Here is a 24518-nt window from a genome sequence, read left to right as displayed (position 1 = left end):
GCCACCTAAGTGAAATAGTGCGGCTTCAATCCGGTCATTTGCATGCGCATCGCTACCTGGAACGTGAACTCGGTCCGGCAGCGGATCGATCTCCTGCTGACCTGGCTGAAGGAGTGCCAGCCCGACATCGTCTGCCTCCAGGAGATCAAATGCGTCGACGAGGCCTTTCCGCGGCTGGAGATCGAGGCGCTGGGCTACAACGTCGTCACCCATGGGCAGAAGACGTTCAACGGCGTCGCCCTGCTCTCGAAGCTCCGATTCGACGAGACCAAGTCGGGGCTTGCCGGCGACGACGAGGATACGCATGCCCGCTTCCTCGAGGGCGTGGTCACGCTCAAGCGCGGGGTGCTCCGCATCGCCTGCCTTTATCTGCCCAATGGCAACCCGGCTAATAGCGACAAATATCCCTACAAGCTCAAATGGATGTCCCGGCTTCTTGAATATTCGAAGGAGCGCCTCAAGGCTGAGGAGCCGCTGATCCTTGCGGGCGACTTCAACGTCATCCCGCATGCCCGCGACGTGCACAATCCGGCCGCCTGGACCGAGGACGCCCTGTTTCGGCCTCAAACCCGCGAGGCCTTCCAGTCCCTGCTCGGCCTTGGCCTGACCGACGCCTTGCGCGCCGTCACCGACGAGCCCGGGCTCTACACCTTCTGGGACTACCAGGCCGGGGCCTGGCAGAAGAACCAGGGCCTGCGGATCGACCACCTGCTGCTGTCGCCACAGGCCAGCGACCGGCTCGCCAATGTCGGCATCGACAGCTATGTGCGCGGCTGGGAGAAGCCATCGGACCACGTGCCGGTCTGGGCCGATCTCGATTTCGAGATCGCCTGACCCCGCCGGCCGACCGGAAGATCAGTCCCGGCGGCCCTGCACCCACTGCTCCAGCATTTGCAGGCACATGGCGCGGTCGTCGTCGGAGGCCTTGGCGAAGGCGCGGTTGTAGCTTTCCTTGATCCAGGTCTCCTCGGCGCCGGCGCTGTCGCGCGCTAGGGTCAGCCACATCAGGCCGCGCGCGGCCTGGCGCGGCAGGCGGTCGCCGTTGAACAACATCTGGCCGAGCAGCGCCTGCGCCTGGTGCTGGCCCTTCTGCGCGGCGAGGCCGAGCCAGCGCGCGCCATAGCGGAAATCCTCGCGCGAGGCGTCCGGGGTCTTCAGGTACAGCCGCGCGAGATCGTATTGCGCGTCGGCATTGCCGAAATAGGAGGCCGCATAGGAGAACATCTCCCGCGCCCGCTCCGGGTCCGACTTGATCTTCGAGTTCGGGATGCCGCTGAGATAATAGCGGCCGAGCGCGACGAAGGCGTTGGCCACGATCTGCGCCTGCGGCGCCGAGGGGCTGTCCTCGGCATGCGCGTTGGCGATCCGGCTGAAATATTCGAAGGCACGCAAATCGTCCTGGGCGACGCCGTCGCCGTTGGCGTACATGCGGCCGAGCTTCCACTGCGCGATGGGGTGGCCACCCTCGGCCTGGTACTGCAGCGTGCTGAACGACGAGGTCGGCGAGGTCGCCGCAGGCGCCACTGGGGTGGCGGCCCGTTTCAGCGCGCCGGCGGTCCCGGGCTGCGGGGAAACCACAGGAAGAACCTTATCTTGTGGGTTGACCGGGGCGCCGTCGAATCCGAATCCGGGGCCTGCCACCGGAATGGCCCCTAACGCAAACGCCAATATCGTACGCCTAAACGTCCGCATAACACTGTTTCTCGTACGCGCCACCCGGATGGGTGACTGCGCCATCCACCGCCGGCCCCACTTGCTCGGCGTACTTCCACAGCGCACCAGATGTATGGTTCGTCGCGCGAGGGGCCCATTTGGTCTTACGATTTGCGAGTTCGGCGTCGCTCAAATTTACGTTAAGGGTGCCGGCGACCGCATCGATCTCGATGACGTCGCCGTCTTGCAACAACCCGATCGGCCCGCCGACGGCCGCTTCAGGTCCAATATGTCCGATGCAGAAGCCACGGGTGGCGCCGGAGAACCGGCCATCGGTGATCAGGGCAATCTTGCCGCCCATCCCCTGCCCGGTCAGTGCCGCCGTGGTCGCCAGCATCTCCCGCATGCCGGGGCCGCCCTTCGGCCCCTCGTAGCGGATGACGATGACTTCGCCTTCGCGGTAGGTGCGGTTCTGGACCGCCTCGAACGCATCCTCCTCACGGTCGAAGCACCTGGCCGGACCGGTAAACCTGAGGTTGGACATTCCCGCGACTTTCACGATCGCACCTTCTGGCGCCAAATTGCCCTTCAGACCGACCACACCGCCTGTCACGGTGATGGGCTTGTCTGCCGGGTGCACCACGTCCTGGTGCGGATTCCATTTCACGCTCTTGAGGTTTTCGGCGATCGTGCGGCCCGTGACGGTAAGGCAATCACCGTGCAGGAAGCCATTGTCGAGCAGCGTCTTCATCAGAAGCGGTATGCCACCTACTTCAAACATGTCTTTGGCGACATAACGGCCGCCTGGCTTCAAATCCGCGACATAAGGTGTCTTTTTGAAGATTTCAGCGACGTCGAACAGGTCGAACTTGATTCCGACCTCGTGCGCGATCGCCGGCAGGTGCAGCGCAGCATTGGTGGAGCCGCCGGAGGCCGCAACCACGGCAGCGGCATTCTCCAGCGCCTTGCGGGTGACGATGTCGCGCGGCCGGATGTTCTGGGCGATCAGGTCCATCACCTTCTCGCCCGCGGCAGCGCAGAAGGAGTTGCGGATCTCGTAAGGCGCCGGAGCCCCGGCGGAATACGGGAGCGCAAGGCCGATCGCTTCGGAGACGGTCGCCATGGTGTTGGCGGTGAACTGCGCGCCGCAAGCGCCCGCCGACGGGCAGGCCACACGCTCGATCTCGTCGAGGTCCTCGTCCGACATGGCGCCGACCGAGTGCTTGCCGACCGCCTCGAACATGTCCTGCACGGTGACCTGCTGCCCGCGGAAATTGCCGGGCAGGATCGAGCCGCCATAGATGAAGATCGAGGGCACGTTGAGGCGGACCATCGCCATCATCATGCCCGGCAGCGACTTGTCGCAGCCGGCAAGGCCGACCAGCGCGTCATAGGCGTGACCACGCACCGTCAGCTCGACCGAGTCGGCGATGCATTCCCGCGACGGCAGCGAGGAGCGCATGCCGTCATGGCCCATGGCGATGCCATCGGTGACGGTGATGGTGCAGAATTCGCGCGGCGTGCCGCCGGCCGACGCCACGCCCTTCTTCACCGCCTGGGCCTGGCGCATCAGCGCGATGTTGCAGGGAGCAGCCTCATTCCAACATGAAGCAACGCCGACAAAGGGTTGATGAATCTGGGCTGTCGTCAGCCCCATCGCGTAGAGATAGGAACGGTGCGGAGCGCGCTCGGGCCCTTCCGTCACGTGACGGCTGGGCAGCCTGCCCTTGATGTTCGGTTTGGCGTCCATCGCGACCCTGTTCCCGGCGCTCTTTCCTCCATCAACGCCGGAACCCGAAAAAATGTCCCGCCGTCGGAGCGCTGGCTATTCAGCTACGTGAATATCCTTTCATGTCGGGGTGTGGCTAAAAAGCGGCGCGACTACGGACCGGGTGCTTTTAAGGTTAAATGTTCAGGCACCGTTGCATCATCGCAACAATCGTGGCCGCCGGGCAACCATGTATTATTAGTCCTTATGGGAACTTGGCGCGAGCCTGACCACGTAGCCGACAGATTGCCACCTTGTGATCGAGCTCGCTTGAGTAGCGGGATTGCTTGGATAACGGGATTGAGGGACAGCCGTTGCGCACGGACTCAACTGTCAAACAGCGTATTCGGTGTCATCACCCGCGCATGCGAGCGATCCAGCATTCCAGAGGCGCCAGTGCTTGAGCCGAGGGGGTGCGTCCTCCGCTGTCGTCCCGGCGAAGGCCGGGACCCATACTCCGCAGCGGATGTTGTGAATGGGGCTCGTCGTATCAGAATCGCGCAATAGTCGGCATTGGTGGTTATGGGTCCCTGCTTTCGCAGGGACGACACTGAGTGTGTTGCGCGGTCAGTGGTTATAACTTCGCATTCTCGCGACATGTTTTGCCCGAGCTTTGCTCTTCGTTCAGCCCTCTCTGTTGAAGAGGGCGCAGGAAGAGCCGGGTGCCGATCGCACCCATGGGCCCCGAGCAATGGGTAGTAAGCTCGGGGGTAGGACCACAGGTGTAACCGGAGCAATCCAGCTTTCCCTGCGCGATGGGCTACGGCTTACTTCGTGCTCTCCCCGGCGAGACTGGGCTTGCGCAACACGGCTCACAGCGGACGGTCGAGCAAATTGGCGACCCCGTTGGTCGCGAGCAAGAGTTGTCCATGTCCGCACCAGCGGGAGGCCGCACCCCATCCACGCGTCATTCCGGGTTCTCGCTTCGCACGCCCCGGGAATGACGACGGGGAGACGGCGTTCGCAACCTCTACTCCGCCGCCAGCTTCGGCGGCACCGGAGACGACCAGCACTCAACGCGATCTCGACCGCGCTCCTTGGCTTGATAGAGTGCGGCGTCGGCAGCCTTCATCAGGGCGTCTATCCCGGGCATGCTCGTGATGGCCTCGGCAACGCCGATGCTCACCGTGAGTGACACCGGTCGATCATCCGCGCCCACCGTTAACGCTTCCGCCCGCTTGCGGATGCGCTCGGCGACGGTTCGGGCGCGCGACAATGTGGTCTCCGGCAGCAGGACGGCGAACTCCTCGCCTCCGACGCGACCGACGACGTCGGACTTGCGCTTTGCCCCGAATGCATATCCCGGCAACAGCCTTGATGGCCTCGTCACCGACCGCATGCCCGAAGCGATCATTGATGCTCTTGAAGTGATCGATATCGACCATCAGCACGGATACGGAACGATAGTAGCGCTGGAACCGGCTCCACTCCGCATCCAGCGTTGTCAGGAAGTGCCTGCGGTTGAACAATCCGGTGAGCGGATCGGTGGTCGCAAGTACCTCCAGCTGCCGTGCGTTGCGGACGAGATCGGTCACGTCGACGAAGGTCAGCATGCGACCGCCGTTTGCCATCGTCGAGCAATGGATCCTGATATCGCGGCCGTCCGGCGTCTGCACGTCGCGCTTGTGATCGCCTGCCTTGATCTCCGCGATCCGCTTCGCAGGAAAGGCCCTGATCTGCTCCGGGGTCGCGCCCGCCGGAACGGCGCGGCGGTTGCGCGTGAGCAGTGTGATGTATGCCGGATGCCGCGCGACCTCCTCCTCGCTCACCTCCCAGAATTCCCGCATTCGCCGATTGAGGAAGATCGCATTGAGATCGCGGTCGAGCAGGACGACACCGTCCTCCACGTTCTCGAGCGCGCCGGTCAGCACCTTCAGCTTGTCGGATGCGCGCACGATGTCGGTCACGGGCGTGTAGCTCACAATCCGGCCGCCGTCGGGCAGCGGCGTGCACTGACATCGAACCACATCACCATTGCTGCGCCTGAGATCGATCGGGTTTGGGTCCCCGACGCTCACGAGGCGGACGCGCTCGGCAACATAGGCTTCGAGCTGCGCGGCCGGCAGCTCGTAGGCCATGGCCTTGCAGCCGTGATGCATCAGGTCGGTGAAGCTGGGGTTGCGGTCGGCCACCTCGTCCGGAAGCCGCCACATGTTCTGAAACGCGCGGTTGATGAACAGGGCCTTCAGCTCCGCGTCCAACAGCAGGATGCCGACGGGGATCTGATCGAGCGCCGCGCGCAGCGCCAGCATGTGCCCGCGCAGAATGTCGCCGCTGCGCCGCTCCGGAATGACGGCCGGCGCAGGAGCGGCAGGCGCGGGCGCCGCAGCGTTGGCCTGTTGCTCTTCAAAAGCCAGGCCGAGCTGGCGGTCCGATTGCCACAGCCGTTTGCATGGCTTCACCTGATTGCTGCCGACGAGCAACAGTTGAATGTGATCGGGAATGCCAACGACACTTTCAAGTTCCACGGTAGCGCCCATCTCCGTGAGCTGGCGCACCGTGCAGTCGAAGGCCGACCGGCCGAAGTTGAAGACGATCTTTCCGGCCAGAAACGTTCGGCCGCGGGAAGCTGACACCTGTCCGGACATGGCGAGAATCCACCTGGAGCAATTGCGAGCCCTCTCACCTCAGCACGTTTGAGTCACCAAGCCATGAACGCTTCGGGAGGGTTTATCGGGAGCCGAGCCGATGACGCCGGCTGTGTGCGCCGCAAAACGGGTTCCATCCGGCGAGAGGACTCGCTCGTAGGGTGGAGCGAAGCGCTACCCATCATTTGCGCCGCGGATACTGAATTGATGGGCTTCGCTGCGCGCTACCGATCCGATTACGGCTCCGCCGCATCGTCAGTTGCTCACCTCATATCCGAGCGCTTCGATTTGCCTCCGGAATGCCTCGAAACGCTCATGCGCTTCCGCCTTCGTTGTACGAGCTACGGCGGACAAGTCGCTCCCATCAATCTGTCAAAGTCACTGCCGGAAGAATTTAGTTCTACCCTATAATTATGCTGTGTTAGACGCAGTCCGAGTAGTAGCGTCACAACTCCCTCAGTAACAGTGTCAGGGAAGCGCCCGCCATGTCTGCTCTCCAAGCAAAGCTGGAACGATTTGAGATCCTCGCCGACGAATGCGAGCTGATCGCAAGCAGGACGCTGGATGGGAGCAACCGCGAGCTATACCAGCGGTTGGGCGGGCACTATCGCGAGCTGGCGACCGATATGAGGGCCGTGATCGCGACGATCAATGCTCCGGCGGCGTAAGAAAAAGGGCCGCTCGAAACAACAAGCGGCCCAAGTCTAGGGAGGAAACGCCCTCAAGGAGGGCGGCGATAGCGCGAGGCGCTGTCGCACGATATGCATATGGGTTGAGTGTCCAGCTTCGGGAGCCCGGACTGCGCAAGCCAGGGGCGCGACGATGAGCCTTGAATCTGCGCTTCGCAGCGCATAACTCCGAGCGCGACCGCCGGAGATTGAGGCGGCTGCAATCCCGATACCCGTCAATGCCGCCCGGGCCGCGATGGGTATCGCTACCGCCTTCGCTCCTCGAGCAACGGAAATCGCTCCAAGCATCCCACAATTTACGAGTTGCCGAGCCGCCTGCGCTTCGCGTTGAGCGCGGACGCAACACGGCTCACCGGCGGACGGCCGAGCAAGCCGGCCATCTCGTTGGTCGCGGCCAGCAGTCTGTCCATATCGATCCCGGTCTTCACGCCCATGCCCTCGAGCATGTAGACGACGTCCTCGGTCGCGACGTTGCCGGTCGCGCCCGGCGCATAGGGGCAGCCGCCGAGGCCGCCCGCAGCGCTGTCGATGACGCGCACGCCCTCTTCCATCCCTGCATAGAGATTGGCGAGCGCCTGGCCGTAAGTGTCGTGGAAATGCATCGCGAGGTTGCCGATCGGCAACTCAGAACCGACCGCGCGCAGCATCTCCTTCGCCTTGGATGGCGTGCCGACCCCGATGGTGTCGCCGAGCGAGATCTCGTAGCAGCCGAGCTCGAACAGCGTGCTGGCGAGATCGGCGACCGCCTTCGGCTTGATCTCGCCGTCGAAGGGGCAGCCGAGCACGCAGGAAATATAGCCGCGCACCTTCACGCCATCGGCCCTGGCGCGCGCCAGCACCGGCTTGAAGCGCTCGATGGACTCCGCGACCGTGCAGTTGATGTTAGCGCGCGAAAACCCTTCCGAGGCCGCCGCAAACACCGAGACCACTTCGGCGCCCGCGGCACGCGCGGCGTCATAGCCCTTCTCGTTCGGCACCAGCACGTGGAATTCGGCGCCCTTGATGTGGCTCACTCCGCGCAGAACCGCGTCGGAGCTAGCCATCTGCGGGATCGCCCTGGGCGAGACGAAGGCGCCGACTTCGACCGTATGGAGGCCGGCCGCGACCAGCGCCTCGACGAAGGCAATGCGCGCCTCGACGCTGACCGGCGTCTTCTCGTTCTGCAGGCCGTCGCGCGGCCCCATCTCGACGAGTTGGATCTGATCGCTCATAACGCGGCCGCAGGTTCGACTTCGGCAAGCTCGACGCCCTCGCCGACGATGTCGCCGATCTTGCATTTGAGCTTCTTCAGCACCCCGGCATAGGGCGCGCGCAGGGTCTGCTCCATCTTCATCACTTCCAGGGTGAGGATCGGCGCGCCCTTCTCGAGCTTCGCCCCCTCCTCGGCGAGCACGGCGACGACCGTGCCCGGCAGGGGCGCCGCGATCTTGTCCTCGCCGGCCTGCTCCTCGCTCTCGCCGCCGAACGGATCGACCCAGTGCAGGTCGAACCGGCCGTTACGCGTGCGCAAGTAAAGCTCATGGCCGTCGATGACCGCGGCAATACGCGACTTGAGGCCGCCAAGCGTCAGGTCGAAGCCGTCATCGCCGGCTGACGAGATGGCGAAGACGAGTTCGCGCCCGCCGACGGAGAGCGTCGACGGTCCGTTGCCATAGTGCAGCGTGATGGTCTGGGCGGGCTCATGGCCCTGCCGGAACGAAAACACCCGCTGACGGCGGCCGACTGGCATCCAGCCGAACGCCTGCCACGGCGAGTTGGCCTCGCGCTGCGCCGCCTTCTGCTCGTCGTTGACGATCGCGGCGACCGCCGCGCAGAGCTCGAACTCGCCGGCCGTGCCGGTACCCGATGTCAGGTTCTTCAGCTCGCGCTCGATGAAGCCGGTGTCGATCGCATTCGCGCGCACCTTGGGATGCGTCATCAGCGCCGACAGGAACGGGATGTTCGTCACGATGCCGCGGACGTCGGACTCTTCCAGTCCCCGATTGAGCCGCTCGATCGCGACGTCCCGCGTCGGCGCCCAGGCGATCATCTTGGCCAGCATGGCGTCGTAGTACGGCGAGACGTTATCGCCGCTGCGATAGCCGGCATCGATGCGCAGGCCGTCGCCTTCCGGCGGCGTCCGCCAGGTCGAGATCCTGCCGACCGACGGCATGAAGTTCTTAGTGGGATTCTCCGCATAGACGCGCGCCTCGACGGCATGGCCGTTGAGCCGGATCTCGTCCTGCTTCAGCGGCAGCGCCTCGCCGAAGGCGACGCGGAGCTGCCACTCCACGAGGTCGAAGCCGGTGATCAGCTCGGTCACGGGATGCTCGACCTGCAGACGCGTGTTCATCTCGATGAAGAACACGTCCTTGCCGTCGGAGACGAACTCGATCGTGCCGGCGCCGACATAATTCACCGCTCCGGCCGCCTTTCGCGCGGCGGCGCAGACCGTCTCGCGCTGCGCGGCATTGAGTGTCGGCGACGGCGCCTCCTCGATCACCTTCTGGTGCCGGCGCTGCAGCGTGCATTCGCGCTCGAACAGCGAGAGCAGATTGCCATGGCTGTCGCCGATCACCTGCACCTCGATATGCCTGGGATTGTCGACATATTTTTCGATCAGCATGCGATCATCGCCGAACGCCGCCAGAGCCTCGCGCTTGGCGCTGACGATCGCGGGCCCAAGCTCGGCCGCCGAACGTACGATCCGCATGCCGCGGCCGCCGCCGCCGGCGGAAGCCTTCACCAGGATGGGGAAACCGATCCTGTCCGCCGCCTTCGACAGCGTCGCCTCGTCCTGGGCCTCGCCGTGATAGCCAGGCACCAGCGGCACGCCGGCCTTCTCCATCAGCGCCTTCGAGCCGGACTTCGAGCCCATCGCAGTCATCATTTCGGCGGTAGGCCCGACGAAAACGAGCCCCGCGTCAAAGCAGGCCTGCGCGAATTCGGCGTTCTCGGACAGGAAGCCGTAGCCGGGATGCACGGCCTCGGCGCCGGTCGCCTTGGCGGCGGCGATCAGCCGCTCGACATTGAGATAGCTGTCGCGGGCGCGCGCCGGCCCGAGCAGCACGGCTTCATCCGCGAGCGCGACATGCATCGCGTCGCGGTCGGCCTCGGAATAGACCGCCACCGTGCGCAGGCCCATGGCGCGGGCGGTGCGGATGACGCGGCAGGCGATCTCGCCCCGGTTGGCGATCAGGAGCGTGCGAAAACGCCGGTAGAGCTTGGAACGGTCCATCGCATCACATCCTGAACAGGCCGAATTTCGTCGGTTCGATCGGCGCATTCGATGCCGCCGAGAGGCCAAGGCCGAGCACGAGGCGGGTGTCGGCCGGGTCGATCACGCCGTCGTCCCACAGGCGCGCGGTCGCGTAATACGGGTGCCCCTGGCTCTCATATTGCGCGCGGATCGGCTCGCGGAACTTGTCTTCCTCTTCCTTCGACCAGCTGTCACCCTTGGCTTCGATGTTGTCGCGGCGGACCTGGCTCAGCACCATCGAGGCCTGTTCGCCGCCCATCACCGAGATGCGCGCGTTCGGCCACATCCAGAGGAAGCGCGGCGAGTAGGCACGGCCGCACATGCCGTAATTGCCGGCGCCGTAGGAGCCGCCGATCACGACGGTGAACTTCGGCACGGAGGCGGTCGCGACCGCCGTCACCAGCTTGGCGCCGTCGCGCGCGATGCCGCCGGCCTCGTATTTCTTGCCGACCATGAAGCCGGTGATGTTCTGCAGGAACACCAGGGGAATGCCGCGCTGGCAGCACAGCTCGATGAAATGCGCGCCCTTCAGCGAGCTCTCGCTGAACAGGATGCCGTTGTTGGCGATGATGCCAACCGGATAGCCCCAGATATGCGCGAAGCCGCACACCAGCGTCGTGCCGTAGAGTTTCTTGAATTCGTCGAATTCCGAGCCATCCACCACGCGCGCGATGATGTCGCGCACGTCGAACGGCTTGCGGCCGTCGACGGGCACCACGCCGTAGATCTCCTCAGCCGCGAACAGCGGCTCTTGCGGGGGACGCATGTTGAGCTGCGCCTTCACCGGCTGCTTCAGCGTGCCGACGATGCGCCGCGCGATGCCGATCGCATGGGCATCGTTCTGGGCATAGTGATCGGTCACGCCGGACTGGCGCGAGTGCACGTCGGCGCCGCCGAGCTCCTCCGCGCTGACCACCTCGCCGGTCGCGGCCTTCACCAGCGGCGGCCCACCGAGGAAGATGGTGCCTTGATTGCGCACGATGATGCTCTCGTCCGACATCGCCGGCACATAGGCGCCGCCGGCGGTGCAGGACCCCATCACGATCGCAATCTGCGGGATTCCTTGTGAGGACATCTGCGCCTGGTTGTAGAAGATGCGGCCGAAATGCCGCTCGTCCGGGAAGATCTCGTCCTGCAACGGCAAGAAGGCACCGCCGGAATCGACCAGGTAGACACAGGGAAGATTGTTCTGCCGCGCGATGTCCTGCGCACGCAGATGCTTCTTCACGGTCATCGGGTAATAGGTGCCGCCCTTGATGGTGGCATCGTTGGCGACGATCACACATTCGCGGCCCGAGATGCGCCCCACTCCCGTGACGACGCTCGCCGAATGCACGTCACCGCCATAGAGGCCATAGGCCGCGAGCGGCGACAGCTCCAGGAACGAGGTGCCGGGATCGACCAGCAGATCGACGCGCTGTCGCGCCAGCATCTTGCCGCGCGCTGTGTGGCGGTTGCGCGAGATCTCGCCGCCGCCGCCGGCGACCTGGCTGAGCTTTCCGCGGAGCTCCGCGACCAGGCCGCGCATCACCTCGGCGTTGCGGGCGAATTCAGAAGATGTGGGATCGATCGTCGAATGAAGCGGCATCGGTGTTGCACGTTTCGTTGGAGTATCGGTGGGGTTCAAGGTCAATCATCGTGCCGGGATGAACACAACTGCCACCATTGATGCGGTGACAGCCCCGCACCCCGCCCCTCTCCCCGCAAACGCGGGGCGAGGGAGAAGATATCAGGCTGTCTTGGCGAACAGCTCGCGGCCGATCAGCATGCGGCGGATCTCGCTGGTGCCGGCGCCGATCTCGTAGAGCTTTGCGTCGCGCAGCAAGCGGCCGGTCGGATAATCGTTGATGTAGCCGTTGCCGCCCAAGAGCTGGATCGCATCCAGCGCGCACTGGGTGGCCTTCTCCGCGGCATAGAGGATGGCGCCGGCGGCGTCCTCGCGCGTGGTCTCGCCGCGGTCGCAGGCCTTCGCCACGGCATAAACATAGGCGCGCGAGGCGTTCATCGTGGTGTACATGTCGGCGACCTTGCCCTGCACCAGCTGGAACGAGCCGATCGGCTCGCCGAACTGCTTACGCTCGTGCACGTAGGGCAGCACCACGTCCATGCAGGCCTGCATGATGCCGATCGGCCCCGCCGCCAGCACCGCGCGCTCATAGTCGAGACCACTCATCAGCACGTTGACGCCGCGGCCGACCTCGGAGAGCACGTTCTCCTCCGGCACCTCGCAATCCTCGAACACCAGCTCGCAGGTGTCGGAGCCGCGCATGCCGAGCTTGTCGAGCTTCTGCGCGGTGGAAAATCCCTTCATGCCCTTTTCGATGATGAAGGCGGTGATGCCACGCGGGCCGGCATTCGGATCGGTCTTCGCGTAGACCACCAGCGTATCGGCGACCGGGCCGTTGGTGATCCACATCTTGTTGCCGTTCAGCACGAAGCGGTCGCCCTTCTTGTCGGCGCGGGTCTTCATCGAGACCACGTCCGAGCCAGCCTGCGGCTCGGACATCGCGAGCGCGCCGACATAGTCGCCGGAGATCAGCTTGGGCAGATAGCGCTCCCGCTGGGCGTCGTTGCCGTTGCGGCGGATCTGGTTGACGCAGAGGTTGGAATGGGCGCCGTAGGACAGCCCGACCGCAGCCGACGCCCGCGAGATCTCCTCGACCGCGATGCAGTGCTCGAGATAGCCGAGGCCCGAGCCGCCATACTCCTCCTCGACGGTGATGCCGTGCAGGCCGAGCGCGCCGATCCTGGGCCAGAGGTCGCGCGGAAACTGGTTGCTGCGGTCGATCTCGGCGGCGCGCGGCGCGATCTCGTTGGTCGAGAAATCATGCACCGTCTCGCGGATCGCATCCGCGGTCTCGCCAAGGTCGAAATTGAAGATTGCCGCCTGGTTCGAGGCCATGATCCCTCCCGTGAGATTCATCTTGCAATTAAACGATCATACGTTTTTTTCTTGGCTTCGCAAGCAATCGTGCTAAGGTTTGGGCGCGAAATCCGCAGTTCATTGAATTCACTGGGATTTCATGCGATATACATACGGTCGTTCGCTTGTTTCCTGGTTCTCCCTGGCAAGCCAACACCCTCCGAGGCCCCGATGGCACGCACGATCGGCTCACACGGTCCCACCACGCTGGAGGCGATCCGCAAGGCCGGCGTGCGCCTGATCTTCGAACACGGCTACGAGGCCATGAGCCTGCGCCAGCTTGCCGCCGAGGTCGGCATCCAGGCGGGCTCACTCTACAACCATATCTCAACCAAGCAGGACCTGCTGTTCGATCTGGTCCAGGACCATATCAACGATTTGCTGCGCGAGCTTGACCTTGCGCTGGAGGGCAAGGCCGATCCGGTCGAGAAGCTGCGCGCCTTCGTGGCCTTCCACGTCACCTATCACATGACCCGCAAGCGCGAGGTCTTCATCGCCAATTCCGAGCTGCGCAGCCTCGATGCGAAGAACTACGACGCGGTGGTGGCGCTGCGCGGCGCCTACGAGCAGCGGCTGGCGCAGATCCTCACCGATGGAGTGTCGGACGGCGTGTTCGAGGTGGTCGACATCCAGGTCGCGACCTTCGCGATCCTGGCGCTGCTCACCGGGCTGTGCACCTGGTACCGCCCCGGCGGCCGGCTGACCCGCGACGCCATCATCGCGGCACATGAGAAGCTGGTGCTGTCGGGTGTCGCGCCGCAGGCCGCGATCGGCCAGGCGAGCTACGGCAGCGACAGCCGGCGCGCCGCCGTGGCGGGCTCGTGACCGTGACCGAGCGCCCACAGCTCGATGACATCGATCTGCGGATCCTGTCCGAGTTGCAACAGGACGGCCGGATCAGGATCAACGAGCTTGCCGAACGGGTCGGCATCACCGCCCCGCCCTGCCTGCGCCGGGTTCGCGCCCTGCGCAGCCGCGGCGTGATCCAGGCGATCCGCGCCACGCTGGACGAACGGCTGCTCGGCTACGAGGTGACGACCTTCGTGCTGATCCAGCTCGACAGCCAGACCCTGAGCGCGATCGAGGCGTTCGAGGCTGATGTGGCGGCCGTGCCGCGCTTCCTGCAATGCTGGCGGATCTCTGGCGATGCCGACTTCATGCTGAGATGCGTCGCACCCAGCGTCGACGACATGCGCCAGCAGCTGCTGCAATTCGCCGGCCTGCCCAATGTGCGTAAGATCAGAAGCTTTCCGGTGCTCGGCGTCTCCAAGGACGCGCCGCTGCCGATCCCGGGCGCCCTCGCTGCGCCTGCGGCGAGCTGATCCGGGCGCTAGTCCAGACCAGTGCGTCTAACCTAGTGGGTCCAAGGCTCCCAGCGGCGGAACGCGAAATTGTCGGCATAGGCGATCTGGCGATGCGCCGAATCCTGGGGCTCGATGACCTGGTAGGCGATGCCCTTGCGCTCGCAATAGGCGACCGCCTCTTCCTTGCTGTGGAAGCGCAGCGTGATCTGCTGCTTCATGTCGCCGGACGAAGTCCAGCCCATCAGCGGCTCGACCGAGCGCGGCTGCTCCGGCTCGTAATCGAGCTGCCATTCCTTCGTCTTGGACCGGCCGGATTGCATCGCGTTCTTGGCAGGCTTGAAAATGCGTGCGGTCATGGCTGGTCCGCCCCGTGGGATGTGCGACATGGAAGCGATTTGAAGGAGACCGCCGGGATAGTATAGAGACACCTATCAACGATCTGATCGGTGATTCCTCGATCTCGGAGGCAGCCTTCGCCGGACCGGTATAGTCATTCTACCGCGCTGTGACAATCTGGCCTCGGGAGGCTTCCCTTAGGAGTCCCCCGGGCCCGCGGCGCGATCTTCTCGACAAGCATCACCTCGAGGAAACGGCGCGCCATGGAAATCCACGCTACCCTGCCCGAAAAAGGACGTGATCTCCGGCTCGACCTGTTTCGCGGCGTCGCGAACTGGGCGATCTTTCTCGACCATATCCCCGACAACGTCGTGAACTGGATCACGACCCGCAACTACGGCTTTTCCGACGCGGCCGACCTGTTCGTCTTCATCTCCGGCTATACCGCTTCCTTCGTCTATGCGCGGATGATGCTGGAGCGCGGCTTCATCGTCGGCGCCACGCGGCTGACCAAGCGGGTCTGGCAGCTGTATGTCGCCCACATCATCCTGTTCGTGATCTACATCGCCTCGATCAGCTATCTGGCGTTGCGCTTCGGCGATTCCGAGATGATCAACGAGTTCAACGTCGCCGGCCTCGTCGACAACGCCACCGAGACGTTGCGCCAGGGCCTGTTCCTGCGCTTCAAGCCGCTCAATCTCGACGTGCTGCCCCTGTACATCGTGCTGATGGGCCTGTTTCCGCCGGTGCTCTGGTTCATGCTGCGGCGGCCGAACTGGACCATGGCGGCCTCGCTCGTGCTGTGGCTGGTGTCGCGCCACCAGGGCTGGAACCTGCCGGCCTACCCGGCCGGCAGCTGGTACTTCAATCCGTTCGCCTGGCAGGTGCTGTTCGTGTTCGGCGCCTGGTGCGCGATGGGCGGGGCCCGCAACAACATGCGCATCATCAACTCGCGCTACACGTTGTGGTTCTGCATCGCCTATATGATCTTCGCGCTGATCATGACGATGGCCGGGCGCTTCCCGGACTTCGGCGGCATGTTCCCGGAATGGCTGTTCTCGGCCTTCAACCCGAATGACAAGACCAACCTTGCGCCGTATCGCTTCCTCCATTTCGTGGTGATCGTGATCCTGGTGATCCGCTTCGTGCCGAAGGAGTGGCCGGGGCTGGAGTGGAAGGTGTTCGATCCCTTGATCGTCTGCGGCCAGCAATCGCTCGCCGTGTTCTGCGTCGGCGTGTTCCTGTCCTTTGTCGGCCATTTCGAGCTGTCGATGAGCTCGGGTTCGCTGCTCGCGCAGATCTTCGTCAGCGTCGCCGGCATCGCGATCATGACGACGGTGGCCTATTACATCTCGTGGTCGAAGAAGCAGGACAAGCCGTTGAAGCCGCCGGCGGCAAAACCCACGGCGCCGGCGAAGGCGGCGTAAGTCCTTTATTTTTTGAGCAAGGCCGCGCGAACGCTTCGCGTCTGTCGCGGGAAGAACCGCTTCGCACTTTTTCGGGCCATGCTCTAGCCGCCGCGACTGGTGTCCTGCGTGGTCGAGGAGACGATGGTGGCGACGTCGCCGAACGTCGTCATCACGGGCGTGACCACCTTGTGCATGGCGGTCTTCGACACCAGCGTGTCATGCATCACGAGGTTGTCGATCCCGGTGGTGAGGAAGCAGCTCACCGCGTCCTGCGGCGTCTCGATGATCGGCTCGCCCTTGACGTTGAACGAGGTGTTGATCAGGACCGGCACGCCGGTCAGCGCCTCGAACTCCTTCAGCAGGCGATAGAGCATCGGGTTGGTCTGTTCCCGCACGCTCTGCACCCGCGCCGAACCGTCGACATGCACGATCGCCGGGATCCTGTCGCGCCATTCCGGCCGCACCGGCTTTGCGATCAGCATGTAGGGCGAGTCCTCCTCGCCTTCGAAGATCTCCTTCATGCGCTCGGCCAGCACGATCGGCGCGAACGGCCGGAAGGCCTGGCGGTGCTTGACCCGGCTGTTGAGGATGTCCTTCATCTCGGCCTTGCGCGGATCGGCGATCAGGCTGCGGTTGCCGAGCGCGCGCGGACCGAACTCGGAACGGTCCTGAAACCAGCCGATCACGCGCTGGTCGGCGAGCAGCTTTGCGGTGTCGCGGCAGATATTGTCGCTGCGCTTGGCGTCGATCTGGATGCGCACCAGGAAGCTTTGCAGCGCAGCGGCCACCTCGGCCTCGCTGTAGCGCCGCCCGACATAGGCGTGGTCCATCACGAACGAGCGGCGCTGCTTGAGCACCTCGAGCCAGCCGTAATAGGCGCAACCGATGGCGATCCCGTCGTCGCCGGCGGCGGGCTGGATCCAGATGTTTTCGAAACCCAACTCGCGCGCGATGCGCCCGTTGGCCACGCAGTTCAGCGCGACGCCGCCGGCGATGCAGAGATTTTTCGCACCCGTGGTCTCGCGCAGCCAGCGCGCCCGCGCCAGCAGCACGTTCTCGGTGTCGTCCTGCACCCGCCAGGCGATGTCCTCCCAGTGCCGCATCGTCGGGCTTTTGTCCCAGCTGCCGCTGTCGAGCACGAAGGGCTGCTGGTTCTCGGCGCCCCAGAACGGCACGTGCAGCTTGCCGTCCTTCATCTCGAGCAGATGGCCGACCTGCTCATGGCGGCCATAGGGCGCCAGCCCCATCAGCTCGCCGCACTTGTTCCAGTCGCCGAATACATAGGTCGAGACCCGGCTGTACAGCGCCCCCAGCCCCGGCATGTTGTAGAACTCGTCCGACAAGAGCCCGCGCGCCGGCTCCATGAAGACCTTCTTCAGGCATTCGAGCCTGGTGTCGTCGAACCTGTAGTAACTCTCGGACTCGCGGGCCAGCGGCGATGCCCCGTCCTGCGGATAGGACTCCATCGCGTCGACCTGATAGTTGCCGACGCCATCGACGATCATCACGACGCCGTCCTTGAATGGCGACACCGCGAACGCGCTGTAGGCATGCGCGAGGTGGTGCGAGATCGACACCACCTTGTCGGATTTGGAACGAAACAGCGGGTGCTTGATTGCCTCGTTGCGTTCGGCGATCGGCAGGAAGCCCGGCATATCCTGGTGGAGCATCCGCTCCTCCATCTCGGGCACCGGCAGGATGTAGCTGTTGCGCACCACGAGATCGACATCGTCGAGGGTGATGCCCTCGGCTGACAGGCAGTAGTCGACGACTTCCTTGTAGAAGCCGGAGGCGTGCTTCTCGCGGGTGATGCGCTCCTTGGAGATCGCGTAGGCGATCGCGCCGTCACGCAGCAGGCAGGCGCTGACGTCATGGTCGTAGACGTTGAGACCAAGGACGTAAGTGTGTTGTTTCGGCATGGGCACTCTTTGGGAAGGATACTGCAACGCTGAGAGAACAGGATCGTGTCGACTTCAAGTTCTCGCCGGCAATTTCCGAGGTTCTCAAATCTCTGCTTCTGCGATGCACAAATCAAATCGGCGCAACGCAAGATGAACAGAATGAACGGCGGATGAACGACAAGATGAGCGCAGCAACGACAGCATCCTTTGCAGGCGGGACTGTAACTTGACCTTACCTGTTGGTCTCAATAGAGTTGTTAAAGCTCGCAAGAACCTTAGTGAAAATATCGTCTTAGCATGCTCGAACCGAATGCCGGTCTTGCGCGTCTAAGCGAGACAGCCAGCATCAGTTCAGATGTTTGGAAGTGGACTGGAGATCTTCAGAATGACTAAACGCTACAATATCCTGACTCGTTGCCTAGCAGCAGTCGCTTTGTTGTTCGTCTATGTCGCAAGCACCTCCGCCATCCTGGTCGGCGTCACGACAGCGCCTGCGCAAGCCTGGCGCGGACGTGGCGGTGGCTGGGGCTATCGTGGTGGTGGCTGGGGCTATCGTGGCGGCTGGGGCCGCGGTCGCGGATGGGGCTATGGCCGCGGCTATGGCTACTACGGTGGTTATGCCGGTCCCCGTTGCTGGTGGACCCCGCGTGGCGTTCGCGTTTGCCGGTGGTAACAACCGCCCGGCCGACACAAGCGATATTGAAGATAATGATCAGGTGCGTCGATCGCGGCGCACCTGATTTTCTTTTGCGGCCAGCCTCAGCTGCGGCACTCAAGAAAGAGCCCCGGGAGACGCCGGGGCTCTAGTCACGGGAGAGAACGCTTCCGAAATCGGGACGCGAGGACGAGCCGACGGCCCGATCACCCAATGCATCTACTACGTGCATAAGAACAGATTTGGCTGCCTCAAGCTGTAGCTGTGCCGCAACAACCGGCAGTAATGCACAGCCTGTCCACCGGTTCCCGAAGCTGGCCGGACAGAACCCAGGCGCGGCTAGCCGTCGAGGATCGCCACCGCCCTCGTCCAGCCCGCGGACGCGCGCTCGATCTTCACCGGAAAGCAGGAGATCGTGAATCCGGTCGATGGCAGCTGGTCGAGATTGTGCAGCTTCTCGAGATGGCAATAGCCGATGTGCCGTCCCGCCTTGTGGCCTTCCCAGATCAGGCTGGCATCTTTCGTTTCGGCATACTTCCGCGCGGTGTAGACGAACGGCGCGTCCCAGCTCCAGCCGTCGGTGCCCGTCAGCCGCACGCCTCGTTCGAGCAGGTACATGGTGGCTTCATAGCCCATGCCGCAGCCGGAATTGACGTAGTCGGCCTTTCCGAACTTTGCGCCGGCGCTGGTGTTGACGACGACGATCTCCAGCGGCGACAGCGCATGCCCGATGCGCTTCAGCTCCGCCTCGACGTCGGCCGCACTTGCCACGTAGCCGTCGGGCAGATGCCGGAAGTCGAGCTTCACGCCGGGCTGCAAGCACCATTCGAGCGGTACCTCGTCGATCGTCCATGACCGCTCGCCGCGGTTCATGGTCGGATGGAAGTGCCAGGGCGCATCGAGATGCGTCCCGTTGTGGGTCGACAGCGAGACCTGCTCGACGGCCCAGCCCTGACCATCAGGCAGATCCTGCGCCTTGAGGCCGTCGAAGAACTGCAGCATGCGCGGCAGCCCCTGCTGGTGATCGATATACTGGATCGTCGGGTGATTGCCCGGCGGATCGGCTGGAACGTCGTTTTGCAAGGGAACGGAGATATCGATCAGTCTGCGCGCCATGGTGCTTTCTCGCGGATTGGTCTTGTCGGGCCGAACTACCCTGCCAGCGCGCGCGCGTTATCGGCAAGCCACATCCGCTCGAGATCGCAGCTCACGATGTTGTGCCCTGGACTGCGGCAAGGCGGCGCAACGTTGAACCTATCCCCCGCCCGCACGACCCATTGGCACTGGGGATTTCAGGGCCCAGTATTTCGACGGCGCCGTCTGGACGAGCATATTCCGTCCAGGCGGCGTTGTTGCATTAGGCGAGACAATCTCGGCCGAAGCCTGGTTGCCCGTGCCAGAGCTGTTCACGCACAGAGAGCCGCAGAAACAATACGTGTGCTCATGTCGCGCGGATTGCTGGTGGTGTTGCCACGCCGATACAGAGATACCCCCACAACGATGCTAACCAACCAGCATCTGAACCAAGACGGGGTTGCGTCGTGTCGGGATTTGATCACTGGAACGGTGCAAATAGAGCCTACTCGTCCGCCGATGCGCCACATCTGCGCGATGAGCAGCAGCAGTTCGACCGCTATCACAAATTCGACGACCCCATCTCGCGACCGCCGGAGAGCGGCTCGAGAACCGTGATCCTGGACCGCTACAACCCGCCGGCTCGTTGATCCGGTCAGGCAGTGGAGCGCGGGGGCTTGGGTCCGGCGCTTGCTATTTCAGGGAGCCAACTGACCGCGATGTGTGGTCCAGGTCAGACACGAATGCCGAGCACGCGCCGATAAACATCGCGTCAGCTTCATCTGCCGGCGGAGCGTCTCTGTTAAGTCTTTGATTTGGATGGTCGGGGCAGCTGGATTCGAACCAACGACCTGCAGTACCCAAAACTGCCGCGCTACCAGGCTGCGCTATACCCCGAATGTCCGGCGAGCCCCGTCGATACACGCTTCAGCCAGCCCCAGCAAGGCACGGATGGGGGCTTCGTGCGGCGAATCCGGGCACCTCTTTCCGTCCGGAAATCGCGTCAAAACCGGACGCTAACGGCCGCCGAACAATGGATGGGCAACCCGGTCGCCGGGCTGAATACCGTATTTCTGCGCGGTCCCGGCAATCACCTCGAGCACGCCCTTGGCGAGCCCGCGCGACGAGATGATCTTCGTCGACAGCGGCTCGGTATTCTCGGCGATGCGCAGGATGCGGCCGTCGGCGCGGATGAAGATCATGTCGAGCGAGACATAAGTGTTCTTCATCCACATCGAGATTTCCTGCTCGGGATTGAAGTCGAACAGCATGCCTTTGCCGTCCGCCAATTCCTTGCGATACATCAGGCCGGTCTCCTTCTCTTCCGCGGTCGTTGCCATTTCCACGGAGAACACCTGCACGCCGTTCTTGGTGACGATCTCGAGCGGCTGGAAGCTGGCGGCCTGCGCGGCCGGCGCCAGCAGTGCACCAAACATGATCACGAGGCAGGCCATCAACCACGAACGATGGCACCCAACAATGCGAACGAAATTCATCGGCAAATACTCACACCGGGAAGATTTTCCGGCGGACCCTAACCCGACGATTGCGGCAAATGCCAGAGCCGAGACGGCTCGCCGGCGGCTCACGTTTCCGTCAGGGAGTATCAGACCCGGATCAGTGCGACGACAGCGCCGACGGACCGGTCTCGGGATGGATCTCGGCCGCCATCATGCCCTTGGAGCCGGGCCCGAAGCGGACCAGGACGTACTGGCCCGGCCTGAGTTCAGTCATGCCGAAGCGGCGCAGTGTCTCCATGTGCACGAAAATGTCGGGCGTGCCCTCGCCGCAGGTCAGGAAGCCGAAGCCACGCAGCCGGTTGAACCATTTGACCTGGGCCCGTTCCAGCCCGCTGGTCGGGGTGACCGTGACGTGGGTGCGCGGAGGCAGCATCTGCGCCGGATGGATCGCGGTCGACTCGTCCATCGAGACCACGCGGAAGGCCTGGTAGCCCTTGGTGCGCTGAATGCACTCGACGACGATGCGGGCTCCCTCATAAGCGGTCTGGAAGCCGTCGCGCCTGAGCACGGTCACGTGCAGGAGCACGTCGGGCCAGCCATTGTCGGGAACGATGAAGCCATAGCCCTTGGAGGCATCGAACCATTTGATGACGCCGGAAACTTCGACGAGGTTGGCCGCTGTGTCACCGAGGCCTGAGAAAGCATCCATCGCCGGATCGCGTGGCGCGCTTCCATACTCGCCTTGACCAATCCTGCTTTGCCCAACTCCGCCCATCGGCGGTCCGCCGAGCTTCTTGGACTCAAATCCGTCCGACGACCCCATAACCCCGGATCCCACACATCAAATGCAGATCGCCGTCGTTGCGGCGCACCCTGTACACGCTGCTCTCCATGACCAACTCACTCGGACTGATTTGGACGCGGCGCGAATCTCTCAACCAAAAGATAACACTCCCGCTTGCCGGGCATAGCTAAAAAACGATTCTTGCGGGAACTATGAACAGACTTGCACAGCCGCGAATCAATTGGGCATCAATTTCCTACGAAAGGACCAAGCGTGTCGCCGATGTCGTGGCGGATCACCAGATCGGCGAGGTCGTCCTGATCGGTGGGCTCGTTGTTGATGATCACGAGCCGCGCGCCGCTCTCCTTCGCCATCATCGGAAAGCCCGCGGCGGGCCACACCACAAGCGATGAGCCGATCGCCAGAAACAGGTCGCAGTGCCGGGAGAGTTCCGCCGCGCGGCGCATCGCATCCTCAGGCATCGATTGCCCGAACGAGATCGTCGCGGTCTTCACCGGATCGCCGCAGTCCGCGCAATCGGGGGCGCTGCCCGTCTTGTCCAACTGCTGCTTCACCCACGACAGCTCGTAGTCCTTGCCGCAGCCGATGCAGCGGCCATAGGTCGTGTTGCCGTGCAGCTCGATCACGTCGTCGGCCTTGAAGCCCGACGCCTGATGCAGGTTGTCGATGTTTTGCGTGATGATGCCGGGAACCTTGCCGGCCCGGTAAAGCGACGCAAGTGCGCGATGCCCGCGACCGGGTTTGGCCGCCGCAAACGTCTGTTCCATCGCAAAGCGGCGCCGCCATGACTCGTCGCGCGCATCCTGGCTGGCGATGAACTCGTCGAAGGGAATCGGTCGGTTGCGGGTCCACAGCCCGCCGGGCGAGCGGAAATCGGGAATGCCGCACTCGGTGGAGATGCCCGCCCCGGTGAAGGGCACGATGGACGACGCCTCCGCAATCATGTTGCCGAGCTGCTCGACGCCGCTGCGCAAGTCTTTTGCGATCACTGAAAACAATCCGGTTGGCCGCAGCGACTATAGCACGGCCAGACCGATTGCGAGCTCAACCGTTGCGCGAGCGATCGGCTGCGATTAGGGTGCCTTGATCGATCGGCTTGCGACCAGCTGCGTCGGCGCCTCCGCCTGGTCGCTCTTCCACCGCCTCAGCATCATCACATTCCTGCACTGGCTGCTCCGCATTGACGCCCAATTCGCCGACGCCAATGCGCCCGGGACAGGACCACGGCCAGGAGGATGGGCATGACCGATCAGGAAGACCGCGTCGCGCGCGAGCGCGAGGAGATCGTCGCACGCGTTGCCAGCTTCAGGGCGACGCAGCAGAAATTCGAGCGCGATCGCCAGGAATATTACGACAACACGCTCGGCAATGCCTGGAGTGGATTTCAACGCAAGACCGCTTAACGCAAGACCGCTTGATGACCTACCAGGCGATCGCGTTCATGGTCCGGGCGCCCGCGATTGCGCCATGAGGCGCAAGTGAGAAAGCCCCGAGCGGTGCGCTCCGGGCTTATGGCTATTGCCAGTGCCGCTTTGCGATGGTTGCCGCAAACGCAGTTCCCGTTCCCTCGAGCGTTTTCCGTTCCGATCGGATCGCTCGAAAACGCGCCAGCCATGCGATAGCGCAAAGCTACCATCGGTTAGCGCTGGAACAAAAATACAACCTCAGAGATTAGCTTGGCGGTGAACGAGGTTGGCATTGATGCCGGCATGGATGGAACTGCTGCTTAACGTGATGGGCTTTGCCGGCTTCATCGGCATCGCGATGTATCACAAGCGTCCGAACGGGAAGCTGCCGGACTGAGCGCCGGCGGCGCGTCCCGACTTGCCGCTCCCCCGGCTTGCCGTCTTCAGTTTGCCTTCCGGGCCTCTCCCGCGGTCCGGACCAGCCGGTCCGACTTCACAAGCACCTTGCCGCTCTCCGGCTGCGGCCGAAGCCAGAAGCTGATCGCGACAAAAGCCGAGCAGAACAGCAGCCCCACCACCATTACGCGCCGGTGGGTCGGTCGATCAGCACTATGGAACGATGGCATCATGGCTGTCACCCGCAGCCATCCCAATCGCAATCGCAGGTGGTGACAACACCATGCTGCCCTTAACCTAACCAGGTAGGGTTAGCGGTGGCCGGATAGTGCCTCGTCCGGGATCTCCCGATTGGCGGCCGTATCGGATTCACAGTGATATCCCCTGCTTGTCCGCAGCAAATCCACAACGCCAGCGGGCCCAATTATCCAACAAAATACGGTTCTTGCTGCACGCTCATCCACAGCCTCGCGCCGCGCGCGCATTCAGGCATCGGCGAGCCATTTCAGGGTCGCCCGGAAACTCAGGCTGCGGGTTCCAACCAGCACGGTTCCGAACGCCTCAGCCTCATCGCCGCTGAATGTGCCGGAGAACCCGCTCGTCACTTCCTGTCCGGCGAACAATGGCCGCGCGAACGGATCGGCTAATGGCGAATGTTGATTGGTGCTGAGATGTCCCTTCCAGGTCCCCTCGCCGGCCGTGTAGGCCCCGATCGACCAGAAATATGGCCCACCGCCGATCAAAAGGCCGTCGCGCAGGATCAGGATGCCGCTGTCGCGGCCCTTCACGCCGTCGGTCATATGGATGTGGATCGAATAGAGCCCGTTCTTCATCGATCGCGCCGCCCGGTCCTGACGGCCCGCAGTATGGCTCCAACCGGGCCGGCATGCGAGCGGGGCCGATACCGTCCGCC

Annotated in this window: 24 protein-coding genes and 1 tRNA gene; 8 read left to right on the top strand and 17 right to left on the bottom strand. The window is 63.6% G+C overall.

Features of this window, described 5'->3' with window-relative positions; all coding sequences use genetic code 11:
* The first annotated feature begins 42 nt into the window (after positions 1-42).
* Positions 43-834 carry an exodeoxyribonuclease III gene (gene xth / locus RX327_RS19525; protein ID WP_317251190.1) on the top strand — a complete coding sequence of 264 codons (792 nt, stop codon included), beginning with the start codon at positions 43-45 and terminating at the stop codon, positions 832-834.
* Positions 835-855: 21 nt separating this feature from the next.
* Here the strand turns inward: xth and RX327_RS19520 are convergent, their stop codons facing one another.
* The 4 genes from RX327_RS19520 to RX327_RS19505 all read right to left on the bottom strand — a co-directional run bounded on the left by RX327_RS19520 (position 856) and on the right by RX327_RS19505 (position 6009).
* Positions 856-1692, bottom strand: a complete 837-nt coding sequence (locus RX327_RS19520; protein WP_317251189.1) for a tetratricopeptide repeat protein — start codon at positions 1690-1692, stop codon at positions 856-858.
* Positions 1679-3403, bottom strand: a complete 1725-nt coding sequence (gene ilvD, locus RX327_RS19515; protein ID WP_317251188.1) for a dihydroxy-acid dehydratase — start codon at positions 3401-3403, stop codon at positions 1679-1681. The genes RX327_RS19520 and ilvD overlap by 14 nt, the downstream gene beginning before the upstream one ends.
* A 988-nt stretch (positions 3404-4391) precedes the next feature.
* A complete protein-coding gene (locus RX327_RS19510) occupies positions 4392-4652 on the bottom strand; it encodes a GGDEF domain-containing protein (RefSeq protein WP_283809398.1) in 261 nt (86 codons plus the stop codon).
* The gene (locus tag RX327_RS19505; protein WP_283809397.1) at positions 4567-6009 is read right to left on the bottom strand and encodes a PAS-domain containing protein; all 1443 of its coding nucleotides are present in this window, start codon (positions 6007-6009) and stop codon (positions 4567-4569) included. Before RX327_RS19505 ends, RX327_RS19510 begins: the two co-directional genes overlap by 86 nt.
* A 485-nt stretch (positions 6010-6494) precedes the next feature.
* On the opposite strand from RX327_RS19505, the gene RX327_RS19500 reads away from it, so the two are divergent.
* The gene (locus RX327_RS19500; protein ID WP_016846867.1) at positions 6495-6677 is read left to right on the top strand and encodes a hypothetical protein; all 183 of its coding nucleotides are present in this window, start codon (positions 6495-6497) and stop codon (positions 6675-6677) included.
* Between the two features lie 317 nt (positions 6678-6994).
* On the opposite strand, the gene RX327_RS19495 is transcribed toward RX327_RS19500, so the two are convergent.
* The 4 genes from RX327_RS19495 to RX327_RS19480 form a co-directional block, all read right to left on the bottom strand.
* On the bottom strand, positions 6995-7909 hold the full coding sequence (locus RX327_RS19495; RefSeq protein ID WP_317251187.1) for a hydroxymethylglutaryl-CoA lyase: 915 nt from the start codon (positions 7907-7909) through the stop codon (positions 6995-6997).
* Entirely contained in the window at positions 7906-9915 is a 2010-nt protein-coding gene (locus tag RX327_RS19490; protein ID WP_317251186.1) for an acetyl/propionyl/methylcrotonyl-CoA carboxylase subunit alpha, read from the bottom strand. Before RX327_RS19490 ends, RX327_RS19495 begins: the two co-directional genes overlap by 4 nt.
* 4 nt (positions 9916-9919) lie before the next feature.
* Complete coding sequence (locus RX327_RS19485) at positions 9920-11524, bottom strand: carboxyl transferase domain-containing protein (RefSeq protein WP_317251185.1); 1605 nt, start codon at positions 11522-11524, stop codon at positions 9920-9922.
* A 141-nt stretch (positions 11525-11665) separates the two neighbouring features.
* Complete coding sequence (locus RX327_RS19480) at positions 11666-12838, bottom strand: isovaleryl-CoA dehydrogenase (protein WP_317251184.1); 1173 nt, start codon at positions 12836-12838, stop codon at positions 11666-11668.
* Between the two features lie 192 nt (positions 12839-13030).
* On the opposite strand from RX327_RS19480, the gene RX327_RS19475 reads away from it, so the two are divergent.
* Together RX327_RS19475 and RX327_RS19470 are read left to right on the top strand one after the other, a co-directional pair.
* Entirely contained in the window at positions 13031-13684 is a 654-nt protein-coding gene (locus tag RX327_RS19475; protein ID WP_050384314.1) for a TetR/AcrR family transcriptional regulator, read from the top strand.
* 2 nt (positions 13685-13686) lie between these two features.
* Positions 13687-14181, top strand: coding sequence for an Lrp/AsnC family transcriptional regulator (locus RX327_RS19470; RefSeq protein WP_050384390.1), 495 nt, complete (start codon positions 13687-13689; stop codon positions 14179-14181).
* Between the two features lie 32 nt (positions 14182-14213).
* Here RX327_RS19470 and RX327_RS19465 read toward each other — a convergent pair whose 3' ends face one another.
* Positions 14214-14519 (bottom strand): ETC complex I subunit, encoded by a 306-nt coding sequence (locus RX327_RS19465; protein WP_317251183.1) that lies wholly within the window; start codon positions 14517-14519, stop codon positions 14214-14216.
* 243 nt (positions 14520-14762) lie between these two features.
* On the opposite strand from RX327_RS19465, the gene RX327_RS19460 reads away from it, so the two are divergent.
* Positions 14763-15926 (top strand): OpgC domain-containing protein, encoded by a 1164-nt coding sequence (locus RX327_RS19460; RefSeq protein ID WP_317251182.1) that lies wholly within the window; start codon positions 14763-14765, stop codon positions 15924-15926.
* An 83-nt stretch (positions 15927-16009) separates the two neighbouring features.
* Here the strand turns inward: RX327_RS19460 and RX327_RS19455 are convergent, their stop codons facing one another.
* Positions 16010-17827 (bottom strand): carbamoyltransferase, encoded by a 1818-nt coding sequence (locus tag RX327_RS19455; protein ID WP_317251181.1) that lies wholly within the window; start codon positions 17825-17827, stop codon positions 16010-16012.
* A 367-nt stretch (positions 17828-18194) separates the two neighbouring features.
* On the opposite strand from RX327_RS19455, the gene RX327_RS19450 reads away from it, so the two are divergent.
* Positions 18195-18482 (top strand): hypothetical protein, encoded by a 288-nt coding sequence (locus tag RX327_RS19450; RefSeq protein ID WP_080666942.1) that lies wholly within the window; start codon positions 18195-18197, stop codon positions 18480-18482.
* Positions 18483-18803: 321 nt separating this feature from the next.
* Here RX327_RS19450 and RX327_RS19445 read toward each other — a convergent pair whose 3' ends face one another.
* A complete protein-coding gene (locus RX327_RS19445) occupies positions 18804-19580 on the bottom strand; it encodes a cyclase family protein (protein ID WP_317251180.1) in 777 nt (258 codons plus the stop codon).
* Positions 19581-20005: 425 nt separating this feature from the next.
* On the opposite strand from RX327_RS19445, the gene RX327_RS19440 reads away from it, so the two are divergent.
* Positions 20006-20188, top strand: a complete 183-nt coding sequence (locus RX327_RS19440; protein ID WP_028332156.1) for a hypothetical protein — start codon at positions 20006-20008, stop codon at positions 20186-20188.
* 170 nt (positions 20189-20358) lie between these two features.
* Here the strand turns inward: RX327_RS19440 and RX327_RS19435 are convergent.
* The 4 genes from RX327_RS19435 to RX327_RS19420 form a co-directional block, all read right to left on the bottom strand.
* A tRNA-Pro gene (locus RX327_RS19435) sits at positions 20359-20435 on the bottom strand.
* 119 nt (positions 20436-20554) lie between these two features.
* The gene (locus RX327_RS19430) at positions 20555-21034 is read right to left on the bottom strand and encodes a DUF192 domain-containing protein (RefSeq protein WP_410712171.1); all 480 of its coding nucleotides are present in this window, start codon (positions 21032-21034) and stop codon (positions 20555-20557) included.
* Positions 21035-21155: 121 nt separating this feature from the next.
* A complete protein-coding gene (locus RX327_RS19425) occupies positions 21156-21821 on the bottom strand; it encodes a cold-shock protein (protein ID WP_317251179.1) in 666 nt (221 codons plus the stop codon).
* 209 nt (positions 21822-22030) lie between these two features.
* A complete protein-coding gene (locus tag RX327_RS19420) occupies positions 22031-22792 on the bottom strand; it encodes an SIR2 family NAD-dependent protein deacylase (protein ID WP_050384309.1) in 762 nt (253 codons plus the stop codon).
* Positions 22793-23044: 252 nt separating this feature from the next.
* On the opposite strand from RX327_RS19420, the gene RX327_RS19415 reads away from it, so the two are divergent.
* Positions 23045-23206 (top strand): hypothetical protein, encoded by a 162-nt coding sequence (locus RX327_RS19415; RefSeq protein WP_162832435.1) that lies wholly within the window; start codon positions 23045-23047, stop codon positions 23204-23206.
* Between the two features lie 446 nt (positions 23207-23652).
* Here the strand turns inward: RX327_RS19415 and RX327_RS19410 are convergent, their stop codons facing one another.
* Together RX327_RS19410 and RX327_RS19405 are read right to left on the bottom strand one after the other, a co-directional pair.
* Positions 23653-23838: a hypothetical protein gene (locus RX327_RS19410; RefSeq protein WP_035632016.1), complete on the bottom strand. Its 186-nt coding sequence runs from the start codon at positions 23836-23838 to the stop codon at positions 23653-23655.
* Between the two features lie 252 nt (positions 23839-24090).
* On the bottom strand, positions 24091-24438 hold the full coding sequence (locus RX327_RS19405) for a GrlR family regulatory protein (RefSeq protein ID WP_050384308.1): 348 nt from the start codon (positions 24436-24438) through the stop codon (positions 24091-24093).
* Positions 24439-24518 lie beyond the last annotated feature (80 nt).

It is taken from the genome of Bradyrhizobium sp. BEA-2-5, from assembly GCF_032918025.1.
Taxonomy (GTDB): Bacteria; Pseudomonadota; Alphaproteobacteria; order Rhizobiales; family Xanthobacteraceae; genus Bradyrhizobium; species Bradyrhizobium pachyrhizi.
The sequence above is the reverse complement of the archived record's forward strand: the minus strand, read 5'-3'. Positions and strand labels throughout refer to the sequence as shown.

Excerpts from the sequence above, each read along its gene's own strand:
- xth (WP_317251190.1), top strand. The coding sequence starts at position 43 with ATGCGCATCGCTACCTGGAACGTGAACTCGGTCCGGCAGCGGATCGAT.
- RX327_RS19520 (WP_317251189.1), bottom strand. The coding sequence starts at position 1,692 with ATGCGGACGTTTAGGCGTACGATATTGGCGTTTGCGTTAGGGGCCATT.
- ilvD (WP_317251188.1), bottom strand. The coding sequence starts at position 3,403 with ATGGACGCCAAACCGAACATCAAGGGCAGGCTGCCCAGCCGTCACGTG.
- RX327_RS19505 (WP_283809397.1), bottom strand. The coding sequence starts at position 6,009 with ATGTCCGGACAGGTGTCAGCTTCCCGCGGCCGAACGTTTCTGGCCGGA.
- RX327_RS19500 (WP_016846867.1), top strand. The coding sequence starts at position 6,495 with ATGTCTGCTCTCCAAGCAAAGCTGGAACGATTTGAGATCCTCGCCGAC.
- RX327_RS19495 (WP_317251187.1), bottom strand. The coding sequence starts at position 7,909 with ATGAGCGATCAGATCCAACTCGTCGAGATGGGGCCGCGCGACGGCCTG.
- RX327_RS19490 (WP_317251186.1), bottom strand. The coding sequence starts at position 9,915 with ATGGACCGTTCCAAGCTCTACCGGCGTTTTCGCACGCTCCTGATCGCC.
- RX327_RS19485 (WP_317251185.1), bottom strand. The coding sequence starts at position 11,524 with ATGCCGCTTCATTCGACGATCGATCCCACATCTTCTGAATTCGCCCGC.
- RX327_RS19480 (WP_317251184.1), bottom strand. The coding sequence starts at position 12,838 with ATGGCCTCGAACCAGGCGGCAATCTTCAATTTCGACCTTGGCGAGACC.
- RX327_RS19475 (WP_050384314.1), top strand. The coding sequence starts at position 13,031 with ATGGCACGCACGATCGGCTCACACGGTCCCACCACGCTGGAGGCGATC.
- RX327_RS19465 (WP_317251183.1), bottom strand. The coding sequence starts at position 14,519 with ATGACCGCACGCATTTTCAAGCCTGCCAAGAACGCGATGCAATCCGGC.
- RX327_RS19460 (WP_317251182.1), top strand. The coding sequence starts at position 14,763 with ATGGAAATCCACGCTACCCTGCCCGAAAAAGGACGTGATCTCCGGCTC.
- RX327_RS19455 (WP_317251181.1), bottom strand. The coding sequence starts at position 17,827 with ATGCCGAAACAACACACTTACGTCCTTGGTCTCAACGTCTACGACCAT.
- RX327_RS19450 (WP_080666942.1), top strand. The coding sequence starts at position 18,195 with ATGACTAAACGCTACAATATCCTGACTCGTTGCCTAGCAGCAGTCGCT.
- RX327_RS19445 (WP_317251180.1), bottom strand. The coding sequence starts at position 19,580 with ATGGCGCGCAGACTGATCGATATCTCCGTTCCCTTGCAAAACGACGTT.
- RX327_RS19430 (WP_410712171.1), bottom strand. The coding sequence starts at position 21,034 with ATGAATTTCGTTCGCATTGTTGGGTGCCATCGTTCGTGGTTGATGGCC.
- RX327_RS19425 (WP_317251179.1), bottom strand. The coding sequence starts at position 21,821 with ATGGGGTCGTCGGACGGATTTGAGTCCAAGAAGCTCGGCGGACCGCCG.
- RX327_RS19415 (WP_162832435.1), top strand. The coding sequence starts at position 23,045 with ATGACCGATCAGGAAGACCGCGTCGCGCGCGAGCGCGAGGAGATCGTC.
- RX327_RS19410 (WP_035632016.1), bottom strand. The coding sequence starts at position 23,838 with ATGATGCCATCGTTCCATAGTGCTGATCGACCGACCCACCGGCGCGTA.
- RX327_RS19405 (WP_050384308.1), bottom strand. The coding sequence starts at position 24,438 with ATGAAGAACGGGCTCTATTCGATCCACATCCATATGACCGACGGCGTG.